The sequence below is a fragment of the Acinetobacter sp. NS-4 genome (assembly GCF_037402435.1).
Lineage (GTDB): Bacteria > Pseudomonadota > Gammaproteobacteria > Pseudomonadales > Moraxellaceae > Acinetobacter.
The window spans coordinates 42072-59738 of sequence record NZ_JBBEUE010000021.1 but is presented as its reverse complement, the minus strand read 5'-3'; the positions used below and the strand labels follow the sequence as shown (position 1 = coordinate 59738).

19 protein-coding genes and 1 riboswitch are annotated in these 17667 nt (G+C 39.3%); of the genes, 7 read left to right on the top strand and 12 right to left on the bottom strand.

The genetic code is table 11. The features are described 5' to 3' along the window. Positions 1-110 precede the first annotated feature (110 nt). Positions 111-686, top strand: a complete 576-nt coding sequence (locus tag WAE57_RS14105) for a DUF4256 domain-containing protein (RefSeq protein ID WP_337711066.1) — start codon at positions 111-113, stop codon at positions 684-686. Between the two features lie 53 nt (positions 687-739). Here the strand turns inward: WAE57_RS14105 and WAE57_RS14100 are convergent, their stop codons facing one another. The 7 genes from WAE57_RS14100 to WAE57_RS14070 all read right to left on the bottom strand — a co-directional run bounded on the left by WAE57_RS14100 (position 740) and on the right by WAE57_RS14070 (position 7741). Beyond that, positions 740-1231 carry a transglycosylase SLT domain-containing protein gene (locus WAE57_RS14100; RefSeq protein WP_337711062.1) on the bottom strand — a complete coding sequence of 164 codons (492 nt, stop codon included), beginning with the start codon at positions 1229-1231 and terminating at the stop codon, positions 740-742. 310 nt (positions 1232-1541) lie between these two features. Then, a complete protein-coding gene (locus WAE57_RS14095) occupies positions 1542-2084 on the bottom strand; it encodes a type 1 glutamine amidotransferase domain-containing protein (RefSeq protein WP_337711061.1) in 543 nt (180 codons plus the stop codon). A 391-nt stretch (positions 2085-2475) separates the two neighbouring features. Next, a complete protein-coding gene (locus WAE57_RS14090) occupies positions 2476-2961 on the bottom strand; it encodes a GNAT family N-acetyltransferase (RefSeq protein ID WP_337711060.1) in 486 nt (161 codons plus the stop codon). 93 nt (positions 2962-3054) lie between these two features. Further along, on the bottom strand, positions 3055-4254 hold the full coding sequence (locus WAE57_RS14085) for an acyl-CoA dehydrogenase family protein (protein ID WP_337711059.1): 1200 nt from the start codon (positions 4252-4254) through the stop codon (positions 3055-3057). Between the two features lie 25 nt (positions 4255-4279). Then, positions 4280-5566: an acyl-CoA dehydrogenase family protein gene (locus WAE57_RS14080; RefSeq protein ID WP_337711065.1), complete on the bottom strand. Its 1287-nt coding sequence runs from the start codon at positions 5564-5566 to the stop codon at positions 4280-4282. Between the two features lie 233 nt (positions 5567-5799). Then, positions 5800-7173: an AarF/ABC1/UbiB kinase family protein gene (locus WAE57_RS14075; protein ID WP_337711058.1), complete on the bottom strand. Its 1374-nt coding sequence runs from the start codon at positions 7171-7173 to the stop codon at positions 5800-5802. A 262-nt stretch (positions 7174-7435) separates the two neighbouring features. Further along, entirely contained in the window at positions 7436-7741 is a 306-nt protein-coding gene (locus WAE57_RS14070) for a hypothetical protein (RefSeq protein ID WP_237787299.1), read from the bottom strand. A gap of 202 nt (positions 7742-7943) precedes the next feature. On the opposite strand from WAE57_RS14070, the gene WAE57_RS14065 reads away from it, so the two are divergent. From WAE57_RS14065 to WAE57_RS14045, 5 genes are all read left to right on the top strand, one after another. Next, entirely contained in the window at positions 7944-8309 is a 366-nt protein-coding gene (locus WAE57_RS14065; protein ID WP_337711057.1) for a lysozyme inhibitor LprI family protein, read from the top strand. Positions 8310-8412: 103 nt separating this feature from the next. After that, positions 8413-9423, top strand: a complete 1011-nt coding sequence (gene prmB, locus WAE57_RS14060; protein ID WP_337711056.1) for a 50S ribosomal protein L3 N(5)-glutamine methyltransferase — start codon at positions 8413-8415, stop codon at positions 9421-9423. 12 nt (positions 9424-9435) lie between these two features. Next, positions 9436-10530, top strand: coding sequence for a chorismate synthase (gene aroC / locus WAE57_RS14055; RefSeq protein ID WP_337711055.1), 1095 nt, complete (start codon positions 9436-9438; stop codon positions 10528-10530). A gap of 219 nt (positions 10531-10749) precedes the next feature. Next, positions 10750-11295, top strand: coding sequence for a GNAT family N-acetyltransferase (locus WAE57_RS14050; protein ID WP_337711054.1), 546 nt, complete (start codon positions 10750-10752; stop codon positions 11293-11295). A gap of 176 nt (positions 11296-11471) precedes the next feature. After that, positions 11472-11561: riboswitch (glycine riboswitch) on the top strand. Positions 11562-11709: 148 nt separating this feature from the next. Next, the gene (locus WAE57_RS14045; RefSeq protein WP_337711053.1) at positions 11710-12954 is read left to right on the top strand and encodes a D-amino acid dehydrogenase; all 1245 of its coding nucleotides are present in this window, start codon (positions 11710-11712) and stop codon (positions 12952-12954) included. A 78-nt stretch (positions 12955-13032) separates the two neighbouring features. On the opposite strand, the gene WAE57_RS14040 is transcribed toward WAE57_RS14045, so the two are convergent. Next, on the bottom strand, positions 13033-13476 hold the full coding sequence (locus WAE57_RS14040) for a hypothetical protein (RefSeq protein WP_337711052.1): 444 nt from the start codon (positions 13474-13476) through the stop codon (positions 13033-13035). Positions 13477-13573: 97 nt separating this feature from the next. Further along, positions 13574-14224: a hypothetical protein gene (locus WAE57_RS14035; RefSeq protein WP_337711051.1), complete on the bottom strand. Its 651-nt coding sequence runs from the start codon at positions 14222-14224 to the stop codon at positions 13574-13576. Between the two features lie 99 nt (positions 14225-14323). Between WAE57_RS14035 and ispF the strand changes: the two genes are divergently transcribed. Next, entirely contained in the window at positions 14324-14815 is a 492-nt protein-coding gene (gene ispF, locus WAE57_RS14030; protein ID WP_337711050.1) for a 2-C-methyl-D-erythritol 2,4-cyclodiphosphate synthase, read from the top strand. On the opposite strand, the gene WAE57_RS14025 is transcribed toward ispF, so the two are convergent. The 3 genes from WAE57_RS14025 to WAE57_RS14015 all read right to left on the bottom strand — a co-directional run bounded on the left by WAE57_RS14025 (position 14803) and on the right by WAE57_RS14015 (position 17498). Next, positions 14803-15327 carry a protein tyrosine phosphatase family protein gene (locus WAE57_RS14025; protein ID WP_237787307.1) on the bottom strand — a complete coding sequence of 175 codons (525 nt, stop codon included), beginning with the start codon at positions 15325-15327 and terminating at the stop codon, positions 14803-14805. The genes ispF and WAE57_RS14025 overlap by 13 nt on opposite strands. A gap of 62 nt (positions 15328-15389) precedes the next feature. Beyond that, complete coding sequence (locus tag WAE57_RS14020) at positions 15390-16481, bottom strand: 3-deoxy-7-phosphoheptulonate synthase (RefSeq protein WP_237787308.1); 1092 nt, start codon at positions 16479-16481, stop codon at positions 15390-15392. Between the two features lie 126 nt (positions 16482-16607). Further along, positions 16608-17498 carry a sulfite exporter TauE/SafE family protein gene (locus WAE57_RS14015; protein WP_337711064.1) on the bottom strand — a complete coding sequence of 297 codons (891 nt, stop codon included), beginning with the start codon at positions 17496-17498 and terminating at the stop codon, positions 16608-16610. Positions 17499-17667 lie beyond the last annotated feature (169 nt).

Sequence of the window (17667 nt, the reverse complement as noted above, 5' to 3'; positions counted from 1 at the left end):
AAAAAAGCAAAAAATACCTTATAGGTACAATTTCTTATTATTTTGAAACTTGTTATTGATGAAAGAAATAATGCACAATATTTTAAAATAAAAAATAGAAGAGGTTTAAAATAAAAGAAGATAAGCCAAAAGACAAATTATTAAATGAACAACAATCTGCAAATTTTTTAAATATTTTAAAAGAAAGATTTGAACAAAATATGGAGAGGCATAAAGCTATGCAATGGTTGAAAATTCAAATCAAACTGAAAGCAAGCCCTGATAAAGTATGGTCACTTCATGAAATGGAGCGAACAAGTGGTGAACCCGATGTGGTAATGCATGATCATATCTCTGATCATTATATTTTTATGGATTGTAGTGTAGAGAGTCCAGCTGGTCGAAGAAGTTGTTGTTATGATCGAGAAGCATTAGATTCTAGAAAAGCCAATAAGCCTGAGAACTCTGTGCTAGACATGATTTCACACATGGGTGTCGAATTGTTAACAGAGCATGATTATTATGAGCTTCAGGCAATAGATTCAATTGATATGAAAACTTCAAGCTGGTTATTCACCCCAGAAAATATCCGTAAAAAGGGCGGGGCTTTATTTGGTGATAAGCGTTATGGTCGAGTTTTCATCTATCATAATGGAGCTGAATCATATTATGCTGCTCGTGGTTTTCGGGCTTTATTAAAAGTCTGACAAATAAAAAATCTCCTATGATCTGTCAATAGAGAGGAGATTTTAAGTTAAATTTATAAGGCACCTTTTAGTGTTTCATGATGTTGCTTAACTTGCTCTGCATACTTTTTACCTTGTTTTTTCATCTTGTGGCTGGAGTTATAACCCGCAGGACCTACATTGTAATAGGCTAAAGCTTTTGGCCAACTTCCCGCTTTGCTGTTGTATGTGGCTAAAATATAAGTCCCGCAATTGATATTATTATTTTCTTCAATCAGATTACCTGGACAAGTCTGTTGCCAATAACGTGGAATGACTTGTGTCAATCCGACCGCCCCAGCGGGCGAAATCACAGAGTTTTTATAGCTAGATTCTTGTCGAATCATAGCAGCCAATAAGATTGGATCCACATTGTATTTGTCAGCACTTTGAATAATCATCGGCGAAATACGGTTTGCAGTATCCGGTGCCACTGAATAGGCTTTTTGAATACCTGTTGATAATTTTGCAGATCGTTTAGTAACTGAGTGGCTAGATGAACATCCAGCAAAAGCTAAAGTAGTCATAATGATAGCTACAGATTTAAATGCATATAAATGATGGTTTGAATTTTTAGATGATAAATATGAGAGATGCTGTGTAAAAAACAAAGTTCAAAACCCAAAGTAAAATTTTATTGCAGCTATGCTATTAGGCGGAATAACGAGAGTCAAGAGCTGAAATTTTGCTGAATTAGAGAAATTTTATGGTTATTTTCAGAATCTTAATTTATATTAAAATAATTCAATTGCTTAAACTCTGAATCTATTGTCCCATTATTTTAATGGGACTTTTCATTTAAACATATTTATTAAAAGACATTTATTAAAAGATATTTTAATGATCTAGTTCCTGCAAAATTGCTTGGTTGAATGCAGGAATATCGTCTGGACATCGTGAGGTGATCAAAGGCCAATTATTGGTATTGCAACGATGTACTTCTTCATCTAACCAGTTGGCACCCGCATTTTCCAGATCTAACTTGATGCTTTTATAAGAGGTTAAATTTTTATCTTTAATCCGCTGTGCATTGACTAACACCCAAGGTCCATGGCAAATAGCTGCAACCGGCTTGTGATTGTCAGTGAAGTATTGAATGATTTTATGTGCGTCTTCATTTAATCGAAGAATATCAGCATTTACGGTTCCTCCAGGAATTACCAAAATATCATAATCTTCAGCTGATACTTTAACCAAGCTGGTTTGAGGAATATAAGAAGCCGCAGGTTCATTACCATGCTTAACTGTTTGTACTTCCTTTTGTTCTTCTGCCGCATGAATGACTTCAATGCCTTTGGATTGTAGAAATTCAAGAGGTTTGATCAGTTCATCTTGTTCAACACCGATATTGGAAGTAATAAATAGTGCTTTTTTAGTCATGTTAATGATCCTAAATCACATATTAAACTTTGACATTAACAAAGTGCCTAAATGAAGCTGTACAATTTTTAGCTTATTCTTGTTAAGGTTTGAAAGAATGCCGACAAAAATAAGCCCCATATCTGGATGAGGCTTATTTTATTTAGTGACTGTGAATGACTTTTGTCTTAGTTTTTGCTTCCTGCTTACATCGTTTATTCTTTTTATTATGGAAACTTCCTGTTTCCTGATGCTTTTAGCATAAATTGATAACTGGGTATGCTGTAGAGGTTAATGAATACTTTCAATGTAAGTAAAAGTAGACACCACGGCATTTATATTAAGTCATAGCAACTCTAATGAGTTAAATGAATAGGGTCTCTGACAGAAAAAATACATAAAATATGATTCATTACAGTCGCTTTTCCATCCAGATTTCACAGGCGTGGCTATGTCCAGTGTTACCCTTAGGTTGATCTAAATATTGAAAACCTAATTTTTCATAGAGTTTTACCGCTTGCCAAAGTTCCTTGGTGGTTTCCAGGTAACAAGACTTAAAACCTTGCAGGAGTGTAAACTGAAAGGCATTTTCTAAAAGTTGTGTGGCAAAGCCTAAGCCTCGAACTTCAGGTAAAAAATACATTTTTTGAATTTCTAAAATTGTTGGATCACCTTTTAACGTTGATAAACCACCACCACCCACAATTCTACCTTGTTGATTTTCTATTACCCAATACTTTGCATTCGGTTGATCATAAACTGTATATAAATGATCCAAAATTGGATCAGCCACAGCAAAACCTGATTCAGGAGCAAGTCCAAATTCTTTGGAAACTTCGCGGATGATCGCTGCAATTTCAGCATTGTCTTGAGCTTGAATAGGCCTAATTTGGTACATAAAGTTAAAATGAATTAATTAAAAAAGAGATCGATTCTTATAACAAAAAATCCATCTCTTGTAAGGTGTTTATGTATTAAAAATGCTTAAAACCTATTTTAATTCACTTGAATTCTTACCTAATTCACGTCGTGCGATAATCAGTTGTTGAATTTGTTGAGTCCCTTCAAAAATATCAAGAATTTTTGAGTCGCGTGCCCATTTTTCCAACAATTCATCTTCGTTATAACCTACGCTGGCTGCAAGCTCTACGCATTTCAAAGTAATTTCATTACAGATGCGACCGGCTTTGGCTTTAGAAATAGAAGCTTCACGTGAGTTCGGCTTTTTATTATCTGCCATCCAGGCAGCTTTCATGGTAAGTAAACGTGCCGCTTCCCATTCTGCCTCCATACGGTAAATCTGCGCTGCAATATGCGAGGTCTGCAAATAGGGTGTCTGGTAATTTTCATCTAACTGATCTTTGAAAATTTCCTTAATTCTTTCCAATGATGCTTTAGCACATCCTACTGCCATGGCTGCCACCAAAGGACGGGTATTGTCAAAAGTTTCCATGACTCCAGCAAAACCTTTGGCCACATCAATTTCAGCATGTCCCAACAGATTTTCGGCAGGAACACGGCAGTCGATAAAGCTAATGACAGCAGTATCGGATGCTTTGATCCCCAGTTTGTGTTCCAGACGCTCCACTTTCATTCCTGGTGTTCCTTTAGGAACAACAAACGACTTTATCGCTGCACGGCCGAGTTTTTTATCTAATGTTGCCCAGACCACTACAGCATCGGCACGCTCACCCGAGGTTACGAAAATTTTTTCACCATTTAAGATGTAATGGTCACCGTCTTTTGTCGCTGTAGTTCGAATAGCGGCAGAGTCTGAACCACAGCCGGGTTCCGTAATGGCCATGGCCGCCCATGTGTCTTTAAAGCACTCCAGCTGTTCATCATTGGCGACAGCAGCAATGGCAGAATTCCCCAAGCCTTGGCGCGGCATACTGAGCAATAAGCCGGTATCTCCATAGCACATCTCGATCACGCCGAGTACGGTGGACATGTTGACGCCATTTTTATTGCCTGTCTCTGTGTTGCCACGTTTGCCAACCGCAGCACCTGCATTAATCCCTTCACCGCCATCATTCATCCCATCAATGAGTGAAGCGAACATGTCGAGTTCCTTAGGATAGCTGTGTTCAGCTTTGTCATACTTACGTGAAATCGGGCGAAGTACATTTAAAGCTGATTCATTAGCCTGATCTATCAACATCTTAAATTTTTTAGGATTTTGTAAATTCATTTTTTATAATTCCTGATTTGACAGATTAAGCATGTAAGCCTGAATGTAAAATTGCTGTGGCACGTAAATCGCGATACCAGAGCTCAACAGGATGTTCCTTGGTAAATCCATGACCACCTAGAATCTGTACGCCATCGGTACCAATTTTCATGGATTTTTCTGCACAGAGCAGACGTGCTAAATAGGCCTCACGATGAAAGGGTTTTCCTGCTTCTGCCAGACTGGCAGCATTTAAAACCAGCATGCGCATGGCATCAATCTCAATCGCCATATCTGCAATCATGAAGGCAATACTTTGACGATGGGAAATAGGTTCACCAAATGCAGTACGTTCATTGGCATATTGAATGCAGTAAGCTTTGACTGCCTCACAAGTGCCGACCGCCATAGCACACCACATCAAGTTACCTAAGTCTAAAAATGCCAGATAATCAAAGTCATCATCGCCCAACAGTTCAGCAGGGGTATTGTTGAATTTTAAAGTAACCGTTTCGGTTGCTTTTAAACCCATGGCCGTACTTTTTTGAGCAGTAATACTGCTATCACGTTTAACAATAAACACTTCTGCTGAGCCATTGAGTTCAGCATTAACCAGAAATAAATCGGCAGTTTCACCCAAAATCACCAGAGTTTTTTCGCCATTAATACAGTATTTTCCATTGACTGAACTGGCTTTGGTTTTTAATTGCAGGGGATTAAAGGCGGGCGTGGCTTCTTGGATGGCAAAGGTAGCTTGTATCTCTGAATCATCTGCGAAGCTTGGCAAATAGGTAGACTGAACTTGTTCAGAACCCCATTGGGTAATGGCATTAATGACACTAAAGGTTGAAAGAAGTCCTGCTGTTAAACTGAAATCACCTTTGGCCAAATGTTCAGCGATCAAAATATTGCTTAAGATATTCTTTTCAGCGGCTACACCACCGAATGCTTCAGGAAGTGCGTAATAGTTAAGACCTAAGTCAGCAGAATGTTGCCAAAGCGTTGCAGGAAATTGTTCGTTATTGTCTGCTTCAGCTGCAAGTGGATAAAGCACTTCTGATGCAAATTGATCCATGGCATCACAGCTCATTTGCTGTTCTTCGGTCAGGCTCAAATTAAATAGCGATTTCTGCTGATTAGGTAAACGTTGCTTACTGACACCGGAATTGGCTTTAAAGACTTTTTGGGTTTTGCTTAATGTTTTAAAACCCATTTTTGAACTTTGATAGAGAGATTTTTCCAGAAATTTACGCAGTTTGAATTGGTCAAGTACATTGCTACCCGCAATTCTAGTAATGAGTGATAGCCCAAGTCCTTGAGCCTTGTTTACCATATTGGTCATTTTTTTCGTCCATCGATTTTCGATTCTTTATATTTTTATGCTGACATGCGAATATGAAAATGACTATGTCATCGCTGACAATTAAAATTGACTTGGATAAATGGTAGAAATTAATTTTAAATTTAATTAAATATTTGAATATTATTTATTTTTTAAAATTGAAAGCACAGATTAAAAAGTGAGAATTGACTAGAATGACATAAACGCATTCTAGTCAGAATATATTATAAAAACTTTGCCACCATTTTTCGCACATTGGTTTTTGCATCAATCACGGTCATGAAAGTATAAGCACCAATGAATTTACGACTAATAAACATAAATTCTTTCGGTGGAACACTGAAATAACGTGATGCCATCGATTTGGAAGCACGTTGCATAACCCGGCTATGTAACTGGCTTTTTTTCCAGTCATAGCGCTGATTGTCATCCATCACGCCTTCAGGCAAGTCTGGATTATTGATAAGAGTACTAAAGGCTTCGGTTGCCAATAAAAACACTTTTGCCATATCTGGCTTGATGCTTTGCGGGATGGAATCAAAAAATTCATAGCCGGTCATGGCATGAACCATTTCATCGATATTGTGATCATAACCGGCTTTAATCAGGTTACGGGCGACTTTCAGCAAATGTTCATCGAATTGACGAATCGCGCCAAAATCGAGTAACACAATCTTGTCTTGAGCTTCTGCGCCATCTCCCAAGCGGACCAGATAATTGCCAAAATTTGGATCGGTTTGCATTTCGCCCCATTCAAAGATCTCACGAACGGCAATCTCAAGCGAGGCTTCACCTAACTGATTGCGGCGTTCTTGAGGAAGAGACAGCATCACCGGACTATTGATCGGTACTCCACGCTCAAAAGTCATGCACAGTACTTGATCGGTACAATATTCATCCACAATTTGTGGGACGATATAACGAGAATCATCTTTTAAACGTTCGGCAAAACGGCGAGTGGTCGCGGCTTCAATCTTATAATTGACTTCACGATGCATCATTTCACGAACTTCATCAAACCACTGATCAAATTCACGGGTTTGCGGCACCATACGGGTCAGTTTGAGCATGTTTCTAAACAGGCTCATATCTGAATCAATCGCATCAGCGACGCCGGGATACTGGATTTTTAATACAATTTCCAAACCATCTGAGTTGCGTGTGGCACGGTGTACCTGGGCTAAAGAGGCTGTGCCCAAAGGTTCACGATCTATGGTCAAATCATGCAGCTTAGAGCCGAGTTGCTGTTCCAGTTGTTTTTTGATGGCCGGCCATGCAAGTGCAACAGTCTGATTGTTTAAAGTATTTAAAGCTTGGGTAATTTCTTCAGGTAAAAAATGTTCGCCATAGAGTGCCATCATTTGCCCAATTTTCACAATCGAGCCTTTCAATTTACCAATTTCAGAAACTAGATAGTCAGCTTGTTCCTTCATGGCTTTTTTACGTTTTTTTTCTTTTTCTGCTTCGCTTGAAAATATGGTGGTTGCACTTGATGCAGCCCAACGCGTTCCTGCGAGTAATGATGCTTTAGCGATAGATAAGCGTCGATCCATAGATGAGGTTTTGAGTTGTTTAAGCTTATCGTTCTGATTTGACATTAAACAAAATCCTTTAATCAGCAAGTCGCGGAATAATTAATTGTAGCGGATATTACCGTGTATTCGCGTATTAAAAAAGTTCAACGTGCTGAATGGAGAGTAAATATGTTTAATATTTAAGTTATTGCTCTGAAAAAGTGCCATTGTGCGCGACAAAATTAGCTATTCAGATGAATTTGGGATCACTCTTGGAGATAAGAGGATATTCACGCTGAATAGATGTTTATCTGGCAGGTATATACTGCTGCCAGGTTGGCAGTACTTACATGCGAAATTGAATTTTAATATCGCCTTTTTGCTTTAACAGATTTTTATGGTTTTGAATATGTTTAAAAATCATGGCTTGAACAGCATCATGCTGAAAACCAAGTGCATAACCTTTAACAATAATGATGCTTGGTAAACTAAAAAACAGATATTTGGCATCATCTTCTGATGGGCTGCTATGAATTGCCTGTTCAAGTAGCGTTTGTTGAAAGAATTTTTTTTCCTTCTGTACCTGTGCAGAATTGGTATCATTCCAGTAGCTTTCACGCATCGCCATTAAATTATTGTGTTTATAGCTCATAACAATAAAAATATTTTGTAGAAAAAGAATTGAAAATATATGGGGATATTTTAGCCAGATTCAATATGCAATATGAATGATTTTTTTGAGTGGGGGAATAAATGATCGGGTTATAGGAATTTGCACATGATTGATGTAGTATCACGGCATAAACACAATAATAGTATTTGATATTAAGTCTTTTATAGGGCAGGGGAATATTATGCGATTGGCAATATCAGTGATGCTGAGTCTGGCTGCTTTCTGGTCAAATTCAGTTTTAGCTCAAGGCTATTCTGACGAATATAATAAATGTCTCAACACTTCTTATGGTGAAATTGGAACAGTCAAAAAGTGTGTCGACAAAGAACTGAAAAATCAGGAAAAACTTTTAAATAAAGCTTATAAGGGCTATATAAATAAGAATGGGGTTAATCAAAGTAGTATTGAGCAACAGCATAAACTTTGGCTTAACCGTGTAGATCAAAAATGCTATTTAAAAGTAACTTCTGCCTATATGGCCGTTAAACAATCCAAGTGTGTACTCGAAATGACAATGGAGCGTACTTACTTTTACCAGACCAAATAAATTCGCCATAGATATTTGTTTTTAATCTGGTCGAAACATTATAAAACCCCGCAAAACAAGGTATCATAAGGCGTTTTAAAAATTGACCTTGGAGATGCCTTAAGTGGATCAACTGACTATTAGCCCTGAACATTTACAGGAAGCCGCTGAAAACCTAAGCACAATTCGCGATTTTATCCGTTTTGGTGTTTCAGCTCTACGTCAATACGATGCACACTTAGGTCAAGGTACAGAAGATTTTTTTGCTGAAAGCTCGGCCTTAGTTCTGCAAACACTGGCATTGGACTGGAATGCCAACCCTGAAATTTTAGATGCGAAATTACTGCCAAGCGAAAAAGCAGAATTTATCAGCTTGCTGGAACGTCGTATCAATGAAAAAGTGCCAACCTCTTATTTATTAAATCTGGCGTATTTCTGTGGTAAACCGTTTTATGTTGATGAACGTGTACTGATTCCACGTTCACCAATTGCAGAATTGATCAATCAACGCTTTGCACCTTACTGCCTAGATGAACATGGCCAGATGCGTGAAGCTTTAAACAATTTGCCTGAAAATGATCAGCCACAAACTCCGCGTCGTATTTTAGATATGTGTACCGGTTCAGGCTGTATCGCAATTGCTTTGGCTTATGCATTCCCTGAATCTGAAGTGGATGCCACAGATATTTCTAAAGAAGCTTTAGAAGTGGCCTCTATTAATGCTGAACATCACAATATGCAATATCAGGTTGCGTTGATGGAATCAGATTTATTCGCAAAAATTCCTGCTGAAAATCAATATGATTTAATCGTGTCCAATCCTCCTTATGTCGATGCGGAAGATATGGCGGATTTACCTGCGGAATTCTTGCATGAACCTGAGCTTGCACTTGCTGCCGGCCAAGATGGTTTGGATCTGGTGCGTAAAATGTTGGCGCAAGCTGCGGATTACTTGACTGAAGATGGTTTGATTGTGATTGAAGTGGGTAATTCTGAATGGGCGATGAAACAGAACTTTAATACTGTGGATTTCCATTGGTTAAGCTTCCAGAACGGTGGTTCAGGCATTTTTGCTTTGACAGCAGAGCAGTGCCGTAAATACCGTGATTTATTTGAAAAATCTGTTCAAGCATAAGGAGTTGTCAACATGGCAGGTAATAGTATTGGACAACTGTTCCGTGTAACGACTTGCGGTGAATCTCATGGCGTTGGCCTGATGGCAATTGTCGATGGGGTACCGCCAGGGATCGAATTGACTGAAGCAGATTTACAAAAAGATTTAGACCGCCGCAAACCGGGCACTTCTAAATTCGCGACCCAGCGTAAAGAACCGGATGAAGTCGAAATTATTTCCGGTGTATTTGAAGGTAAAACCACCGGTACATCGATTGGTTTACTGATTCGCAATACCGACCAGAAATCAAAAGACTATGGCAATATTGCACAAACTTTCCGTCCGGGGCATGCGGATTATACCTATACCCAAAAGTATGGTTTCCGTGACTATCGTGGCGGTGGCCGCTCAAGTGCACGTGAAACGGCAATGCGTGTAGCTGCGGGTGCAATTGCCAAGAAATATCTGGCTGAAAAGTTTGGCATCGTGATTCGCGGTCATGTGACGCAAATTGGTACGGAAAAAGCAGAAAAGTTGGACTGGAATGAAGTTCCAAACAACCCATTTTTCTGTGGTGATATCGATGCCGTGCCACGTTTTGAAGCTTTAGTAACTTCACTTCGTGAACAAGGTACAAGCTGTGGTGCGAAGCTGGAAATTCTTGCCGAGAACGTGCCTGTGGGTTGGGGCGAGCCGGTATTTGACCGCCTGGATGCTGATATTGCACATGCCATGATGTCTATTAATGCGGTGAAAGGCGTTGAAATTGGTGATGGTTTTGCGGTTGCTGAACAGTTTGGTCATGAATCACGTGATGAATTGACTACAGATGGATTCCTGGCCAATCATGCCGGTGGTATCTTGGGCGGAATCTCAAGTGGTCAAACCATTCGTGTTGCGATTGCACTGAAACCAACTGCAAGTATTACCACGCCAGGTAAAACCATTAATATCGACCGTGAAGATACCGATGTATTGACCAAAGGTCGCCATGACCCTTGCGTGGGCGTACGTGCAACCCCGATTGCTGAAGCGATGTTTGCCATTGTACTCATGGATCACTTCATGCGTCATCGTGCACAAAATGCCGATGTTGTTGCGCCGTTTACTCCGATTGAGCCTAAGTGAAGAGCAAAGCACTGCTTTGCTCGAACGCAGTGGGTGAATAGCGTCAGCTATGAACCATAAATAGAAACAAAGCACTGCTTTGCCCAAATGCAGTAAATGATGAGCTTTTGTGATTCACTAAAAAAACCAGACACCAAGTCTGGTTTTTTTATTGCCTGATTTTTTATCTATTATCTATTATTTGTGGTAATTTCTCTGAAACAGAAATTTTTAGAAAAAATGAAAGCATTAAAATATAGACTGGCAAATGCCAATGATGTTGAAACTCTTGTTCCATTGATCAATCAGGCCTATCGTACAGATAGCGGTAATAGCTGGACGAGTGAACAGAATATTGTTGCTGGAGATCGGATTAATGCCCAGCAACTGCAGAAAACCTTAGCACAAGAGAATTTTTATCTATTTATAGCAGAAGCTACTGAAGATTTTCAAACACATTTGGTGGCATGTATAGGCTTAACATTCCAAGCAGATCACGTAGAAATTGGAACGTTTTGTGTAGATTCACATTGGCAGAATAAGGGCATAGGAAAACAGGTTTTAAATTATGCCGAGAAAATGGCAGTAGAACGCTGTCCTACATTAAGTCATTATGAAATGTGGGTGCTGGATAGCAGAACAGAGCTGATTCAATATTATGCACGGTGTGGCTATGCTAAAACGCAGCATACCGACCCTTATCCCCTTCATGCCAATGTAGGACAACTATTGATTGATTTGCAATTACAACAGATGTCAAAGCCGGTGCTGAGTGGTATAAGTTAAGCACTCAAAACAGTACATAACCTTAAAATAATAGCCTAAGCTATACCATTGAATTAAACTGGTTATAATTTTAAGTAATTAAAAAAAATATTTATTTATATTGCTATAACTGTGCTTAACAAATAAATGAATTTAGTGCTCGCGCATGGTATAAAAATTGCTCATATTAATATAAGAAAATTATTGCAGGAGAGATGTTCTTCTGTGAACACGCCGAAGGAGCAACGACCCCGGAAACTCTCAGGCAAAAGGACTGTAATAATTTCAAAAATCTGGAGAGAAGCATATTCAGCCAATATGCTCACCGAAGGGGATGGTCAGCGTTAAAATTTTAGCGTCATGATCGAAGCTCTCAGGTAACCATGACAGATGGGGCGCATAGAAATGTAGATCTACATTTCCAAGGAGTGTGCTATGTGTCATATTGTTGTGATTGGATCAGGCATTACTGGTGTTACTACTGCCTACGAACTTGCCAATTTAGGCTATAAAGTCACGGTTTTGGATAAGCATTTGTATCCTGCCATGGAAACTTCATTTGCCAATGGCGGACAACTTTCCGCCTGTAACGCAGAGGTTTGGAATCAAAAAGCCACCGTACTGAAAGGTATCAAGTGGATGTCCAATAAAAATGCACCATTATTACTCAACCCATCTTTTGATCTGCATAAATATGGCTGGTTAATGGAGTTTCTGGGCAATATTAAACATTATGAAACCAATACTCGTGATACCGTTAAAATGGCACTTTTAGCGCGTGAGCGCTTATTTGCAGTTGCTGAAAAAGAAAATATTCAGTTCAATCTGGAAAAACGCGGCATTTTGCATTTTTACCACACCAAATTAGATTATGAGATCGCCACCAAAGTGAATGACCTGCTGACTAAGGGTGGACTGGAAAGAATGGCGGTTACTCCTGCAGAAATCAAAAACATAGAGCCAAGTTTGAAAGGTGAATATTATGGCGGGTTTTATTGCCCTGGAGACGCGACTGGCGATATCCATAAATTCACCAAAGGTTTGGCTGAAGCCTCTGAAAAGTATGGAGTAAAATACCTGTTTGGTATGGAAGTCACGGATGTAAAACACCATAAAAAAGGTGTCACTGTGCTTTACCATGCCAGCAATGAAAATATGCACCTAGATGCAGCTGTGGTGGAGTCGCTGGAAGCTGATGCCGTGGTAGTTTGTGGTGGCGTGGGAAGTTATCACTTGGCAAATTTACTGGGTGATCGGGTCAATGTTTATCCAGTGAAAGGCTATTCTATTACCCTGAATCTAAATGATGAAGATAGTGTCAAAAATGCGCCTTGGGTCAGCTTGCTGGATGAGAGTGCTAAAATCGTTTCCTCACGTTTAGGTGCGGATCGTTTGCGTGTTGCCGGAACGGCCGAATTTAATGGTTATAATCGTGATATTCGTGCTGACCGTATTCAGCCATTGACTGACTGGGTGAACAAGAACTTTGATATTACCACTGAAGATGTGGTTCCTTGGGCAGGTTTACGTCCGATGATGCCCAACATGATGCCGATGGTCAGTCGGGGTCGCCGTGAACGGGTTTTTTATAATACCGGTCATGGTCATTTAGGCTGGACTTTATCTGCCGCAACTGCGGTGATGATTAGTCAGCAAATCGCTTCGCAGCATCCTGTTTGAGTTATTAAAAAAGCATGAAGTTCATACTTCATGCTTTTTATGATTCTATCTATTTTGGTTAATTAAATTCTGTGAGATCTAAAAATGATAATTATAAGAACCTTTAAGCCAAATATTATTAAAATTTTCCCAGTTAAGTTTACCGTTTGGCGTATAGCCATCTAAAGAACCAATTTTGATTTTATCAAATAGGAGATCATAGTGAAGCTCTGTTAATTTATCGTATTCATGTTTTTGTTTATCGGATGAAACTGGATATTTACCATTCCAAATAATGGATTCAGTAAAAAATTTTAAAAATTTAGATTCTTCATCAGTAATATCTATTTGTGCATCTTTTGCAAGAATGATTAAGTTGTGAGTGGATTTAAATTTTATATCTTTTCTCACACAGATAGCTTTGTAAAGAACCTCTAATGAAAGTCCACATAACATGGGAAAAACAGGATAACAAGCGATCCCCATAGAAAAGCCACTGCCTAATTTTAAATGTTCAGCAATATTATTATCTGAATCCCTCATGGCAAACCATAGCGCGCCAGCAGAGGCTCTTAAATCATTTGATTTGTTATATCAATATTGATGAGTCTTTTTTCTAAATTCAAAAGAACCGATATCTTCAATCATAAAGCCGGTATATACCTGCAAACCGTTCACAGCCTTTTTGTTTGGTTGTAACCGATAAAATTGCCTTATTAAAATCGAAATGGTATTTGCAATCGTGTTCGTTATCCACAATCTCGCTTTTTTGATCAGCTGTGGTATAGGCTAAAAAAGGAATCGTTTGCGTTTCTAATTTATTGTTCGGGTTACGGTAGGCCACGCCCTCAATTTTAATTTTATCTTTGGTCAGTTGATGTACCTGTAAATGTACCGGTTGATGAGCAAATTGACCATTTTCAAATTTTAAATAGTGATTGGTCAAAGTCTGGTTCAATGAAGTATAAAAATTCAGATCTTCAATGCGTATTTCAAATTGCTGCTTATAACAGTCCAGGCTTTTACATTGCTGTAAGCGCTTAAACCATAAATGGTGTGTATCTTCGAGTAAATGTACCGGCGCATCGCTGACCAAAAAAGCCGTGATATAGTGATTAGAGAGTTTTTCTCGCGATTTTGCAAAATTGTCAGCGCAAATATTTTTCATTGAGACTGTATCGGGCTGTGTACAGTCAATGTCTTGAGCATATACCATGGTTGAGCACAAACAGCCAATACTGAATAATGTGCCTAATGTTTTAATGAGATTAATATCGGTATTCACCAGCATGATCGCTTATAATTTCACTATGTTGCGCTGCTGTAACTATAGCGAAATAGAAAGCGTGAATACAACATCTCAATCATTTATTTCTTAAGGATGCTTAACGTGGTCGCACAAATTCGAATTGGTCAGGGAATGGATGTACACGCCTTTGAAGAAGGTGATTTTGTTACTTTGGCGGGTGTTAAGATTCCTCATACGCATGGCTTAAAAGCACATTCGGATGGTGATGTGGTGTTGCATGCACTATGTGATGCATTATTGGGGGCTTTGGCTCTGGGCGATATCGGACAGCATTTTCCCGATACCGATGCAAAATTTAAAGGTGCAGACAGCCGGGTATTGCTGAAACATGTTTACCAGCTGATTTTAGACCGGGGTTATGTGTTAAATAATGCCGATATTACAGTCGCCTGTGAACGCCCAAAATTGGCGAAACATAATTTAGAAATGCGTCAAAGTATTGCAGATGTTCTGGATGTACATGTCACACAAATTAGCGTTAAAGCCACAACTACAGAAAAATTAGGCTTTACCGGACGTCAGGAAGGAATTCTATCGATGGCAACGGTGCTGATTTCACATCAGGCAAAATGATCGGGATGGATCAACGACTGTTGTAATTCTTTGGTAGCTTTACGGCCTTGAAGTTGTAGGGCTACTGCATGAATGAGACCTGTCCATGTTTCATTTGGTTCCCAAATACTGTGCATCAGCTCTTGCGCAGTGGGCATGTCCATATCCATATAATATTGACGATATAAATACATCAAACTGCTGACATGGTAATTGGTGGCGCAGTGCACCCACACCATCTGTTCCTGTACCAAATGATCTAGCATATCTAATGCCAGTAAGCATTGATCATCTGAAGGGGTTTCTGGAGAAAGGGGCAGCTGAATATAATTTAAGCCCAAATCCAGACAAATTTTATCTTCATGATCTAAATGCTGCGCTGCATCGGATAATCCCAGATTCACAATGCTAGTCACGCCGTATTCTTTAATCAGCTTTAACTGTTCCGCTGTAGGCTGAGCAGAAGTGAATAGGTGTTCGTGAATAAACTGGAAATTTTCGATATGACTGAGTGCATTTTCAATTTCATTCATAAGATAAAATTTTTCCTAAGGTTAAAGTAGAAACGCCATCTGTTTAGATGGCGTTTTAGCTCTTAGCGATTCGGCAAAATGTCTTTCAATGCTTCGTGCATGTCGAGTAGGGCTTTTTCTGTAGTTTCCCAATCGATACAGCCATCAGTCACTGATTTGCCGTATTCAAGATCATCCAGATTTTCAGGAATGTCTTGGCGACCACCTTTAAGATGACTTTCTACCATAATACCGACAATAGACTTATTGCCATCCTGAATCTGTTCAGTGATATTTTTCAAGACCAGCGGTTGCAAGTACGGGTCTTTGTTGGAATTGGCATGGCTGGCATCAATCATGATTTTGTTGCTGACTTTGGCTTTGGCTAAAGCATTTTCAGCTTCTGCAACAGAACCTGCATCGTAGTTCGGTTTGCCGTTACCGCCACGAAGCACTACGTGTGCGTATGGGTTACCACTGGTACGAATCACAGAAACCTGACCCTGGTCATTCAGACCAAGGAAGCTGTGACCATGTTTAACCGATTGCATGGCATTGGTTGCAACGGTTAGGCCGCCATCAGTACCATTTTTGAAACCTACAGGTGAAGATAAACCTGAAGACATTTCACGATGCGTCTGGCTTTCGGTGGTACGTGCGCCAATTGCTGACCATGAAATCAGATCTTGATAATATTGTGGCGAGTTTGGATCGAGCGCTTCAGTGGCACATGGCAATCCTTTTTCATTCAATTCAACCAAAAGCTGACGGCCAATACGAAGACCTTTTTCAATGTTGAAAGAGTCATTCATGTCTGGGTCATTGATTAAACCTTTCCAGCCTACAGTGGTACGCGGTTTTTCAAAATAAACACGCATCACGATATATAGGCTATCTTTAACTTTTTCGCTTAAAACTTTGAGACGATCAGCATACTCATGAGCAGCCACAGTGTCATGAATTGAACAAGGACCAATCACTACAAATAGACGGTTATCTTTACCATCCAGAATATTGCGAATCGTTTCACGACCTTTCAGGACGGTTTGATAAGCCTGTTCAGTCAAAGGCAACTCTTTTTTTAATTCAGCTGGAGTTACAAGAGGCTGAATGCTTTGTACATTCACGTCATCGATGTCAGATTGTGTAATAGGTTTTGACTGTAGTGTATTCATTGCCGTCACTGGTTTGATCATACAAGAGTATTTTTAGTAGCCTGAATATAACACGATTTCAGCAGTGAGTTGCTATACAAAACACCAATAAATCCGTGAAAAAAACCGATTAATCGCATAGATAGTTTAACCATTGGTTGATTTTTCAGCAGTTAAAATCATAGTAGTTGCAGGTTTTTCAACAGGTTTTGCTTTTACCGGATGAAGCATGAAATTCATGCCTAATGCGAATAGGGTAATACCGAGAATCTTACGGATAATTTTTTCTGGCAAGCGAGAACTGATTAAAGTTCCAACTACAATGGCAGGAATTGAACCGACCAGTAACCAACCGAGTAAATGTAAATCTACATTACCGGAACTCATGTGTCCAAGACCTGCGACTAAAGTCAAAAGTACCGCATGGACCACATCTGAACCAATAATTCGGATCATGGGTAAATTAGGAAACATTAAAACCAATGCCATGATTCCAAATGCACCAGCACCCACTGAAGATAAGGTTACGAATACACCCAATATAATGCCCATAATCACAATATAAGCACGTTTGTTTTTCGCTTGAAAATTAACCTTTTCTAAATCCTGGGTCATATCCAGAGCTTCATCTTTACGGAACTTGGTAAAGAAGCGTTCAATGTGCCCGCGGAACATGATGGAAACACCGGTCAGGGTCAGCATAAAACCGAGCACCATGGTCAAAACAGATTTATAGCTGCTAGATTGACTGAGGTAATTTTCTAAAACCCAGTGCGTGGCAAATGAAGCCGGAATACTGCCTACAGCAAGCCAGATCACAATCGGCCAGACAATATTCATTTTTTTGGCGTGAACCATAGAACCGCAAAATTTTGAAATGGCGGCATAAAGCAAGTCTGTTCCAATTGCGATGTGCGGTTCGATCTTAAAGAGACTGATCAGGATCGGGGTCATTAATGAACCGCCGCCAACACCTGTGATCCCGACGCAGAAACCAACCAGAACACCCGCTAAAATATATTCAATTGAACCAAACATGGTTATATATGCCAAATATCAAAAAACCTGCATATGTTATGACTTTTCAATATAAGACGTTGTCTTGATTATTGATTTGCTTATTCTAAAAAAAGATAAAGATGAAAAGTGTTTTATAAGTTTTGTGGTTTTAGCCTGAAATTTTGGAGGAATAAGAGGGTTAAACCTA

Bases quoted from the DNA above. Each gene is read 5' to 3' on its own strand.
- aroC (WP_337711055.1), top strand. From the start codon at position 9,436: ATGGCAGGTAATAGTATTGGACAACTGTTCCGTGTAACGACTTGCGGT.
- WAE57_RS14025 (WP_237787307.1), bottom strand. From the start codon at position 15,327: ATGAATGAAATTGAAAATGCACTCAGTCATATCGAAAATTTCCAGTTT.
- WAE57_RS14070 (WP_237787299.1), bottom strand. From the start codon at position 7,741: ATGAGCTATAAACACAATAATTTAATGGCGATGCGTGAAAGCTACTGG.
- WAE57_RS14015 (WP_337711064.1), bottom strand. From the start codon at position 17,498: ATGTTTGGTTCAATTGAATATATTTTAGCGGGTGTTCTGGTTGGTTTC.
- WAE57_RS14020 (WP_237787308.1), bottom strand. From the start codon at position 16,481: ATGAATACACTACAGTCAAAACCTATTACACAATCTGACATCGATGAC.
- WAE57_RS14075 (WP_337711058.1), bottom strand. From the start codon at position 7,173: ATGTCAAATCAGAACGATAAGCTTAAACAACTCAAAACCTCATCTATG.
- WAE57_RS14090 (WP_337711060.1), bottom strand. From the start codon at position 2,961: ATGTACCAAATTAGGCCTATTCAAGCTCAAGACAATGCTGAAATTGCA.
- WAE57_RS14065 (WP_337711057.1), top strand. From the start codon at position 7,944: ATGCGATTGGCAATATCAGTGATGCTGAGTCTGGCTGCTTTCTGGTCA.
- WAE57_RS14035 (WP_337711051.1), bottom strand. From the start codon at position 14,224: ATGCTGGTGAATACCGATATTAATCTCATTAAAACATTAGGCACATTA.
- WAE57_RS14100 (WP_337711062.1), bottom strand. From the start codon at position 1,231: ATGACTACTTTAGCTTTTGCTGGATGTTCATCTAGCCACTCAGTTACT.
- WAE57_RS14080 (WP_337711065.1), bottom strand. From the start codon at position 5,566: ATGGTAAACAAGGCTCAAGGACTTGGGCTATCACTCATTACTAGAATT.
- WAE57_RS14040 (WP_337711052.1), bottom strand. From the start codon at position 13,476: ATGAGGGATTCAGATAATAATATTGCTGAACATTTAAAATTAGGCAGT.
- WAE57_RS14045 (WP_337711053.1), top strand. From the start codon at position 11,710: ATGTGTCATATTGTTGTGATTGGATCAGGCATTACTGGTGTTACTACT.
- WAE57_RS14095 (WP_337711061.1), bottom strand. From the start codon at position 2,084: ATGACTAAAAAAGCACTATTTATTACTTCCAATATCGGTGTTGAACAA.
- WAE57_RS14050 (WP_337711054.1), top strand. From the start codon at position 10,750: ATGAAAGCATTAAAATATAGACTGGCAAATGCCAATGATGTTGAAACT.
- WAE57_RS14085 (WP_337711059.1), bottom strand. From the start codon at position 4,254: ATGAATTTACAAAATCCTAAAAAATTTAAGATGTTGATAGATCAGGCT.